10 protein-coding genes and 1 pseudogene are annotated in these 8,590 nt (G+C 39.4%); 3 read left to right on the top strand and 8 right to left on the bottom strand.

Annotated features, from left to right (window positions below; all coding sequences use genetic code 11):
* Positions 1–186, top strand: a pseudogene (locus ACFINF_RS08395) (integrase); the annotation flags it as partial.
* Between the two features lie 107 nt (positions 187–293).
* On the opposite strand, the gene ACFINF_RS08390 reads toward ACFINF_RS08395, so the two are convergent.
* The 4 genes from ACFINF_RS08390 to ACFINF_RS08375 all read right to left on the bottom strand — a co-directional run bounded on the left by ACFINF_RS08390 (position 294) and on the right by ACFINF_RS08375 (position 3,817).
* The gene (locus ACFINF_RS08390) at positions 294–2,318 is read right to left on the bottom strand and encodes a hypothetical protein (protein WP_375620477.1); all 2,025 of its coding nucleotides are present in this window, start codon (positions 2,316–2,318) and stop codon (positions 294–296) included.
* Positions 2,319–2,586: 268 nt separating this feature from the next.
* Positions 2,587–2,799 (bottom strand): hypothetical protein, encoded by a 213-nt coding sequence (locus ACFINF_RS08385; protein ID WP_015856478.1) that lies wholly within the window; start codon positions 2,797–2,799, stop codon positions 2,587–2,589.
* A gap of 131 nt (positions 2,800–2,930) precedes the next feature.
* Entirely contained in the window at positions 2,931–3,158 is a 228-nt protein-coding gene (locus tag ACFINF_RS08380) for a hypothetical protein (protein ID WP_375620476.1), read from the bottom strand.
* Positions 3,155–3,817, bottom strand: a complete 663-nt coding sequence (locus ACFINF_RS08375; protein WP_375620475.1) for a lysozyme — start codon at positions 3,815–3,817, stop codon at positions 3,155–3,157. Before ACFINF_RS08375 ends, ACFINF_RS08380 begins: the two co-directional genes overlap by 4 nt.
* 143 nt (positions 3,818–3,960) lie before the next feature.
* Between ACFINF_RS08375 and ACFINF_RS08370 the strand changes: the two genes are divergently transcribed.
* Together ACFINF_RS08370 and ACFINF_RS08365 are read left to right on the top strand one after the other, a co-directional pair.
* The gene (locus ACFINF_RS08370) at positions 3,961–4,185 is read left to right on the top strand and encodes an antitoxin MazE family protein (RefSeq protein ID WP_375620474.1); all 225 of its coding nucleotides are present in this window, start codon (positions 3,961–3,963) and stop codon (positions 4,183–4,185) included.
* Positions 4,185–4,508, top strand: a complete 324-nt coding sequence (locus ACFINF_RS08365; protein ID WP_375620473.1) for a type II toxin-antitoxin system PemK/MazF family toxin — start codon at positions 4,185–4,187, stop codon at positions 4,506–4,508. Before ACFINF_RS08370 ends, ACFINF_RS08365 begins: the two co-directional genes overlap by 1 nt.
* Positions 4,509–4,546: 38 nt before the next feature.
* Here ACFINF_RS08365 and ACFINF_RS08360 read toward each other — a convergent pair whose 3' ends face one another.
* From ACFINF_RS08360 to ACFINF_RS08345, 4 genes are all read right to left on the bottom strand, one after another.
* Positions 4,547–5,860 carry a phage late control D family protein gene (locus tag ACFINF_RS08360; RefSeq protein WP_375620472.1) on the bottom strand — a complete coding sequence of 438 codons (1,314 nt, stop codon included), beginning with the start codon at positions 5,858–5,860 and terminating at the stop codon, positions 4,547–4,549.
* Complete coding sequence (locus ACFINF_RS08355; protein ID WP_375620471.1) at positions 5,857–6,081, bottom strand: tail protein X; 225 nt, start codon at positions 6,079–6,081, stop codon at positions 5,857–5,859. The genes ACFINF_RS08360 and ACFINF_RS08355 overlap by 4 nt, the downstream gene beginning before the upstream one ends.
* A complete protein-coding gene (locus ACFINF_RS08350; protein WP_273724327.1) occupies positions 6,078–6,458 on the bottom strand; it encodes a phage tail protein in 381 nt (126 codons plus the stop codon). The genes ACFINF_RS08355 and ACFINF_RS08350 overlap by 4 nt, the downstream gene beginning before the upstream one ends.
* 5 nt (positions 6,459–6,463) lie before the next feature.
* The coding region (locus ACFINF_RS08345; RefSeq protein ID WP_375620470.1) for a phage tail tape measure protein at positions 6,464–8,590 on the bottom strand (2,127 nt) is incomplete at its 5' end.

Genomic DNA, 8,590 nt, shown 5'->3' with positions numbered 1-8,590 from the left:
GGTTTTCGTTCAAGCTTACGGGATTGGATAGCAGAGACAACGTCAACACCATTTGAGATTGCCGAAACTGTTCTTGCCCATTCAGTTGGGAGTTCAGTGACAAAGGCTTATATGCGAACAGACTTTTTAGAACAGCGACATGTTCTCTTGGAACAGTGGGCTGCATTTATATCAGGAGAGGCTTGATAATATGTCTATTGTCGAGTCAGGTATTTAAGAAACACTTAAACGATTAGCGGATAGATTACGATATAATCTCTTTTCCCCCGTTTCAAAAGCGGGGAGGGGATAGGTCATTTTATTGGCAAATTCATCTTATCGAAAAATAACCGATGTCTTTTCTTGGCATTATCTACAAGCTTATCAAATGAAATCACTTCTATATAAGCTTTATAATTCTCGTTATATCCAAAATACCCCATGTTATCACCTGTTATTCTTAAATTCGAGTGTTTGCAACACTCTCTTATACTATCAGTTAAATCACAGATAATATAACAATAACCAGGTATATTAAGAGAGTCTTTTATAGGACGACCATTGTATGTTTGTACATCACCTTCTCTAATTTTTTCTAGATAGTCCAACACTTGTTTAATAGGATCTTTTTCCGTTCCCGATTGTGCATCATCTCTCATTGGGCGTTTAATTTCTATTACAGAAAGAGACGCTAATTTCATGGGCTCTTCATTTGATATTAAAAGAGCTTTGTCGTATACATTTAAGGCACATATATCAGGTCTTTTATCTTCTATAGCACCTGTAATAGGCATTGCTTTCAATGAGATGTCAGAAGCTAAATAATCATGAAAAACTAACTTTTCATCTATCAACCATAAATTACAATTATCCATAGAAATGTCATTGGAATCACACTTCATTGGCATTATGAGTTTGTGAATAACATTTTCTTTAGCGTAACCTTTATCGCTTTTCTTTAAGGCGTTTTCTAAAAGATCTAAGATAACTTTTCTGTGGCATAAGTAACCTATCAGATCGGAGCGATTAAGATCATTTACAGTTTCTACATATGCGCTAACTTTATTTAGGTATTCTTCATAATTTTCGTTTTGTTCAGCTTGCAAAATATCATGACCTTCTTTTAAAGCCTTTTCTTCTAATTTAGTAAGATGTTTATGAAGGAAAAGCTCTAAGCTTTGGTCAGAACTTGAGGGAGAAGCTATGTAGTCATTTTCAGTTAAATGTTTTAGAATTGTACGGTAACGTGGTGATTTTTCAGCTACGAATTTTTCAATTATTTTCTTACTGTTTTGAATGTTTTGCTTTAATTCTTTATCTAAATGTTTTTGAATTTTAGGGAATATAGCTTTCTGTATCATATCAAATGATATCTCTACCTTCTCAAACAACTCTGTAGAATTTTCTTGAATATTAAAGCCTATTCTTTCAGAACGTACTCTTTCATCCAAAAAAGGAGAGCTTACGTAGCAAGAGTAGATAAATTCACCTATATCATCTCGCAGCTTTGCTTGCATACCAGGAATGTTCTGAGATAATACTTTTTCTGTGATAACTCTATTGCCTGCACAAAAAAATAAAATATGATTATCTAAAGGTAAGTTTCTAAATTTAATATGCATAATAGAAAAGTTATAATCTCCAATTTCTATTTCTTCATTAGAAACTGCTTCATGTATGCATTGTTTATATAGATCATTCAACAATATCTTTTCAGAGCCATCTTCAATGGTTATAGAGGGACAACTGCCGTTTCTTGCAAAAAACCAGAGACAATGTTCTAAGAGTGCATTTGCAATAGATTGTAGCTTTTTGGGAATGTTATTTTTATAATCTTTTTTCAGATCTTTTAATTCAACAACAGTTTCTTTTTTTGTACAATTATCTTGAAATTCGCGTAATGCTTTTATACCAAAGTCAGCGTCGAATGAGAATTCACGCCCTTTTAACCCTTCATCTGTTTTATAAATACTTCTGATTTTTATATTATTAAAAGCTTTAAGCCATAAAAGTCGTCCTATACCATGGCAACCTTTTTCTACCTTATAATCTGAGTCTAAAGTTTCAAATGATTGAAAATTATGCTCATTAAAGCCTGTACCATTATCGGTTATTTTAAAACCTACAATTTCTGTTTTGTTTAGTTTTTCAGTGCCTTTAAGTGGTAGTAAAGCTTGCTCTGATCTTATGATTGAGATTGTAATGTGACTTGAGGAAAAATCGTTTCCTGTTTCTTCAATAGAATGAATGGAGTTCACAACTGCTTCAAAAAGAGGTAGTAGAGCATGCGTTTTTGGTAAAGACGTATTTTTTACGCGACCACTTAAATTTGTTCTCATTATCCCCCCCCTGATCTATACAAGACAAGCAATCGTGTTGTTTAACAAAAATCTGACTTCTTTCCCGTCTTTAAAGGACGAAAATTCCGAAGTTTGTCGCATTAAGTATACGTCATTAGAATCGTAAAATCCATAAAACAAGCTAATTCAAGGGCTAATTTTTGAAATCCACTGTTTTAAATGGGCGAAGACATTCTCTATCGCCTCCATGAGACGAGAAAAATTAAGAATTCATTTTCTAAAGAATTTCGCGCGTCTCAGAGTATGTTTAGAGTCGGATATTTGGTTTTTGTGTAAAAATACTTACAAACGCATCCATAATACGTGAAAAATCAAGCGCTAATAAGAGTATAATGAGTACAATCCATTTCGTATAACGAGACATCACTTTTACACTTTTGTAGGTCATGATGATTTCTTGAAGTATTTCTTTTTCTGCTTCTGTAAGCTCTATATCGTCTTGTGTTTTTTTTCTAGCCATGTTTCCACCCACACACGCGTTCACCTAGATTATTGTGCTTTAAGATCTCTCTTGCTAAATTGGAACTGATGGCGTTCAGATCTTTCTTGTCTAAATAAATTGGCAACCAGCCAACACAAGAAGAAGCATATTTATTTGTCGCGCAACCAGTCAGAGAGAGCAGCACGCACATCAGCATCACTTTTTTGATTAACTTCACTTTCCACCTCCAGACGTGTTGTGGCTGCTTTTAAAGCTTTTTCTGTTTGCTTTTTCTGTTCACTCTTTTTCCCAAGAGTAAATGCTCTTGCTAATGCAATAAAAAAAGCGGCTAAAGCCGCACCTGTAACCATCAGATTTCTTTTCATCCATAAGATCATAGGCGGTGCTCCTGAAAGCGTTTAGCAACAAAGAAAATGCCAGTACATGCGGCTAAAACCATAATGGTTGCCAAAGCCCATTGGATGGGGCCATTGCCTGCTAACAAACCACCAAGCCCAGAAAAAGAACCAATAATCGGTGCAAGCGCTTCTGCTTTGAGAAACCCTGTTGGTTGTTTCATTTCTACTGTTTGATAATTGGAGGAAACATAAGCCCCTTTTGCCCATAGCCCTGTTTCTGCTGCGCGCCGGTGTGCTAGACCTTCAAGACGCTTCCCGCCTGCTTTGGTCCATTTCTGTAGCTCTGCAGGGACAGCTTCATATTCACCTTGATTGAGTTTTTTTAACAGTGTCGAGTTACAAAAGGCTCCTGTTCCTACATTATAGCAAAAGGACACTAACGCCGCGAATTGTTCATCTGTTAATGAAACCGTAACAGCGCGTTCAACGGCATTTTCAAATTGTCTTAAGTCTTGGCAAAGAAGTTCTTCTGCTTGCTTTTCAGTGATTGTCATGCCTTTATGAACAAAAGGTTTTCCAGCACTGTTTGTATGTCCATAACCTATTGTCCACATCCCAATGGCATCTTTATAGGCGTTCAAACGCAAACCTTCCCATTGTTTGATAAGTGCTAGTCCTTCTGATGATATTTTTCGCATATGATTCTCCATAAAAAAAGCCCCACACAAGGTGGGGATGAGTGAATATTAAAAATTGCAATTATTGCCTTTTATTAAAAATCTCGTTTCATGTAACTTTTTTCTGTGTTATACGTTACATGAAACATAATGGAGATTTTATTATGGGTACAATGCACGTTAATGAACGGGTTCAAAAACATCGCAATGCGCAAAGAAAAGCAGGTTTGCGCTTAATGCAGATTTGGGTTCCAGATACACGTCAGCCAAATTTTGAAGAAGAGTGTCATCGCCAATGTCGCTTAGTAGCAAAAATGGATAAAGCTGATACATCTATACAATTGTTTATGGACCAATCTTTAATGGATGTTGATGGCTGGACAGAATAATGCGTGGATCTCTCGTCACAATAGCTATGCAAGGCGATTTTGGTAAACCAAGACCTGCGTTAATCATTCAAGCTAATCAATTTAGTGAGCATACAAGTGTAACGGTTTTACCAATTACAAGTACACTTGTTGATGCGCCATTACTCCGCATTACGATTCAGCCAAACACAAAAAATGGCTTACAAAAACCTTCGCAAGTAATGATTGATAAGATTATGACGGTAAGATGTGAAAAAGTTAGTCCAGCTTTCGGCTCCATTCATGCAGATAAAATGGTAGAAATTGAACGCTGTTTAGCTGTATTTTTAGGAATAGTAAAATAAAAATAGTATTTCTTTTTATCATCATAAAATAGCTTTGTTTATCTATCCTCTTCATCCATATGGATGACGCCTTCGCCTTCGTCACATGCGTTTGGTGGGGCGTTTGGATCAAGGGTGTCGTCTTTGTCTGGTGTTGTGTTTGCAACGTTTCCAGCCGCATCTTCTTGCGCTTCATCAAAAAGTTCGCATTCTATTTTTGTGGTGTAACCACCCGTTTTATCAAGTTTGTGCTTAACGCTTTTGATACGCCATTCTGCTGGAATATAGGGGCGGAAAGGGGGCTCTTGAACAAGCTTTGCTTCTGCTTGCACAAAGGGATCACCACCAATATCACATGAGAAAGAAGATTTACCGCGTGATGACTTATTGCGATAAGCAGCAATGGCCGCAACAGCCTCTGATTGGTTATGGTAGGTATATTTGAGTTCATGAAACGGCGGTTTTCCAACTTTAACTTCTTTTTTTTCACCACTGCGGATATCATAATAGGTTGCAAGAACACCACCTTTTTTCTCTTTGTCTTCCTCTTCTTTATCAGGGGTTGTTTCTGCTTTTTCCGATTCAGATGATGAGGGTGCTGCTCGATCACTGTCATCCATATGGATAAAGTTTTCATCATCATCAATCTCTTCTGGTTCTCGTGCATCAGCAGCGGCTTTTTGGTCGTCCCCCACATCTGTTTCTAAGCCATTGGCTGCACCTGCTTCATCCCGTGCGCTGTATTTAAAATCCCAAGAGGTGCAATATTTCTCATGAATAACAACAATAGGGAGTGTTTCACCGGTGATGGCTTTGCCTTCACCCCGTTTGGCGAGCACAAGTTTGCCATCAACGGGCTTTGCTACCGCATCATAGTCTTCTGCAAGGCGTGTAGCAAAAGCCATATCGCTTTCAGCCGTTTGGTCAATGTGACGCACAACGATTTTTGCAAGAGAAGGATCAACCTTTGGTGTATAGCCATTACGCTCTGCTATCTCTTGAACAATACTGCCAAGGGTTTGCTGGTGATAGGATTGGCTTTTGGGGGTTCTATAAGATGTGTTCATTGATGCGGCGTGCCCTGTAACACTTAAGCTTTGTGGTGGGCTGCTTACAGAGATTTCGTCTATCAGATAGGATCCCATATCGCGGTTTTTCCCGCCTTCATAGCCAAGTGTTATGGAAATAACTGTCCCGATAAGAGGAATATCAAGAAAGCCGTTATCACTGTCGCGTGCGCGGTCATCAAGCTCTATAGTGATACGATCACTTTTGTTTTCTGCTTCATCGGTAATTTCAATTGATAAAACATAATCCATGAGCGTTTTGGTGATGTCTTCTCCATTTGCTAGAACCATGCAAAAAGGTTTCATGATTGACTGCCCCAAATTCTAATCACCGGTGTGGCTTTCGGATAGGGGAGGGTTGGTAAGAGTATCGTGATACCTGCTTTTAAAATGGGTCCATAGTCTGCAAGCCCCAAATTCGCTGCATAGACGCGTTCAACAGCAAGTGCTTGTTGACCTTTGGCATAGTATTTCCAGCAAATGGCATCCACCATATCGCCATCTTTTGTCACGTAAAGATCACTCATAGGTCTTCACCATACTCTCTCAACTTTATCGTAAATTCTTGTTTTTTGGGGGTGCCGTTATGATGAAAAATGCTTTGTTTTTCCTCTACGGAAAGAATGACAAATTTTCCTAAGATTTTGCCTTGACCGGTCACAAGAATGTGAGGTCCCATATGCGCTATTTGTCGCAAATATTCGAGCTGTCTGTGGCCACCTTTGAAATCTGGATAAATCACGCCTGCTAAAGAAAACTCCGCATTTGCAACAGCTGGCAATTGAAGAGCTGCCTTTCGTCCCAATCGCCCTTGCTCTACCCATGGAACCCCATAAGACATATCAAGTGTTTGATAAGCTGCTGTTTCAATTGAAAAAATAAAACCACCCAAAGCTAACATCATGGTATTTAATCCGAAAGGCTAGAGGCTATGGCTAAACGTTGCTGTTTTGCATAGCGTTCAAGTGCTTGATTGACAGCGTCTCTGATTTCGTCCTTGAGACCATTTGGTACTGAAATATTTAGATTTGTAATGGTTACACGGGCGTCTACTTCAACGGGTTTATGAACCGTAATGGGCTTTGGAGCTTTAAAGGCACCCACTTTATTTGTTGCCTGCATTTGTCCTGTTTCAACGACACTTGTATTAAAACCACTTTTTCCTTTTCCATATGGGTTATTGGGAACAATTGCTGTGCCAACCATTCTCTTTGCGCGTGCATTGGTTGCATCGGTAAAGGTTTTAATCGTTTGGGTTGAAGTTTTGTTGATTGTAGCCTTAAATTCCGACTTTTTCCCTCCCCAGCTGGGTATCCAGCTGGTTAATTTATTCATCATATTACCAAATCCGTTATACAGATTATCCCATTGGCTTTTAATGCCGTCCCATAAGCTACTAATGAGATGAGCACCTGCCTCCATTAAATCGACGCCAAACAACCATTTAATGAGTTCATTGATTTTTGTCGCAATCCAATAGAGTGGTGAAAAGTTTTTAAAGAGCGTAAAGAGGTTATTGAAAACGTTACTACATAAGCTGTAAAAAGAATCCCACAAGTTGCTTATGAAGCTTACTACCGTATCCCAATTTTTATAGAGCAGATATCCAGCTCCAACAAGTGCCGTAATACCACCAAGTATCCAACCGATAGGAGTGGTCATGATTGCGATACCAAGCGATATAAAAGCAGAACCAACGGCAGTTATTGCCGAAATCAGTGTTCCTACAAGAGTTAAAGCAAGACTGGCAACTGCAGAAGCAGCTGAGGCTAATGCTGAAAGCAGTGATCTTCCCAGAGTAGCAGAAAATCTAATAAAAGCTTTATCTGCTGCGATTATTTTTGAGAGCAGGGATTTTCCAAGATTTGCAGCCAGACCGGTAATTTTAGAACCAACGGAAGTGAAGGCTGAAAGCACTGGTCCTGAAAGAGCGAAAGCAAGCCTGATAAAAACTGCGCTTACTATGGCTAGTGATGTAAGCAGCCAGCCCTTGATTTTGTCCCAATTTTTATAAAGCAGATATCCAGCTCCAACAAGTGCCGTGATACCGCCAATTAGCCAACCGATAGGTGTCGTCATTATAGTATAGCCAAGTGTGACAAACGCTGCTCCCGCTGCGGCTAATGCGGCAATGAGTGGACCAAAAATGAATGAACCAAGTGCTACAAGTCCTACCTTAAAGAGGGTTATTTCACCAATTAGAGGTTCTAGCCATTGGAACCATCCTTTAATCCTCTCTGTGAGATCACTGATACCTTTTCTTAAATCAGAGGTAGGATTAAGCAAATCATTAAAGACTTTTCTTAAGGTTTTCGCCCAGCTCGCAACGGTTGTTTGAATGAGGTCGCGGTTTTCATCAATCAACTTTGAAAAACCGTCAATCATATCATTAATCACGGGCATGAAACGGGCGCCAATAAAGCTCGCGATACCGCCTATTTTTTTCTTAAAGGCTCCCATTTTGTCACTTAAGTCCGCTGCATAGCGTGCGACATCAGCACCTATGAGCCATTTTCCTTTTCGCGCCTTTGCAAACAGCTCTTTGATAGGCGCCATTCCTTGCGCAAGCATGGCGGCCATTTCCTTGCCATCACCACCAAACAGCAGGGCAGCAATATGCTGTCTTTGTGCTTGATTTTTCATCTTACTCATCTTGTCGGTAATTTCTTCCAACAAAGCCGAATTTGATTTGAGTTTTCCAGAAGCGTTTTTGACAGAAATGCCAAGCGCCTCAAACCCCATAATGCCTCTTTTTTGTCCAGCATAGGCTTGTGCTGAACGCCTATTTAAAACCGCTAAGGATTGTTGAAAAAGTTCGGCAGAAGTGCCTGAATTATCGGCTGCATCACCCCATAATTGAAGTGATGCAACACTCATATTTAAATGGTGTGATGCGTGATAAAGACTATCTCCCAGATGCATGGTTTTCATGGTGAGGGCAGCTACACTTGCCACAAGACCACCACCAGCAAGCCCTAAGACACCGGTAAAGACCGAAGCACGGCTTGCCGCCACTCCAAGAGCACTTTGAACGCC

Source organism: Bartonella sp. TS25HLJMH, assembly GCF_042193505.1.
GTDB lineage: Bacteria > Pseudomonadota > Alphaproteobacteria > Rhizobiales > Rhizobiaceae > Bartonella > Bartonella grahamii.
Note: the sequence above shows the minus strand (reverse complement) of the source record. Positions and strands in the feature narration are given on the sequence as shown.

Bases quoted from the DNA above. Each gene is read 5' to 3' on its own strand.
- ACFINF_RS08385 (WP_015856478.1), bottom strand. From the start codon at position 2,799: ATGGCTAGAAAAAAAACACAAGACGATATAGAGCTTACAGAAGCAGAA.
- ACFINF_RS08365 (WP_375620473.1), top strand. From the start codon at position 4,185: ATGCGTGGATCTCTCGTCACAATAGCTATGCAAGGCGATTTTGGTAAA.
- ACFINF_RS08375 (WP_375620475.1), bottom strand. From the start codon at position 3,817: ATGCGAAAAATATCATCAGAAGGACTAGCACTTATCAAACAATGGGAA.
- ACFINF_RS08380 (WP_375620476.1), bottom strand. From the start codon at position 3,158: ATGATCTTATGGATGAAAAGAAATCTGATGGTTACAGGTGCGGCTTTA.
- ACFINF_RS08360 (WP_375620472.1), bottom strand. From the start codon at position 5,860: ATGAAACCTTTTTGCATGGTTCTAGCAAATGGAGAAGACATCACCAAA.
- ACFINF_RS08350 (WP_273724327.1), bottom strand. From the start codon at position 6,458: ATGATGTTAGCTTTGGGTGGTTTTATTTTTTCAATTGAAACAGCAGCT.
- ACFINF_RS08355 (WP_375620471.1), bottom strand. From the start codon at position 6,081: ATGAGTGATCTTTACGTGACAAAAGATGGCGATATGGTGGATGCCATT.
- ACFINF_RS08370 (WP_375620474.1), top strand. From the start codon at position 3,961: ATGGGTACAATGCACGTTAATGAACGGGTTCAAAAACATCGCAATGCG.
- ACFINF_RS08390 (WP_375620477.1), bottom strand. From the start codon at position 2,318: ATGAGAACAAATTTAAGTGGTCGCGTAAAAAATACGTCTTTACCAAAA.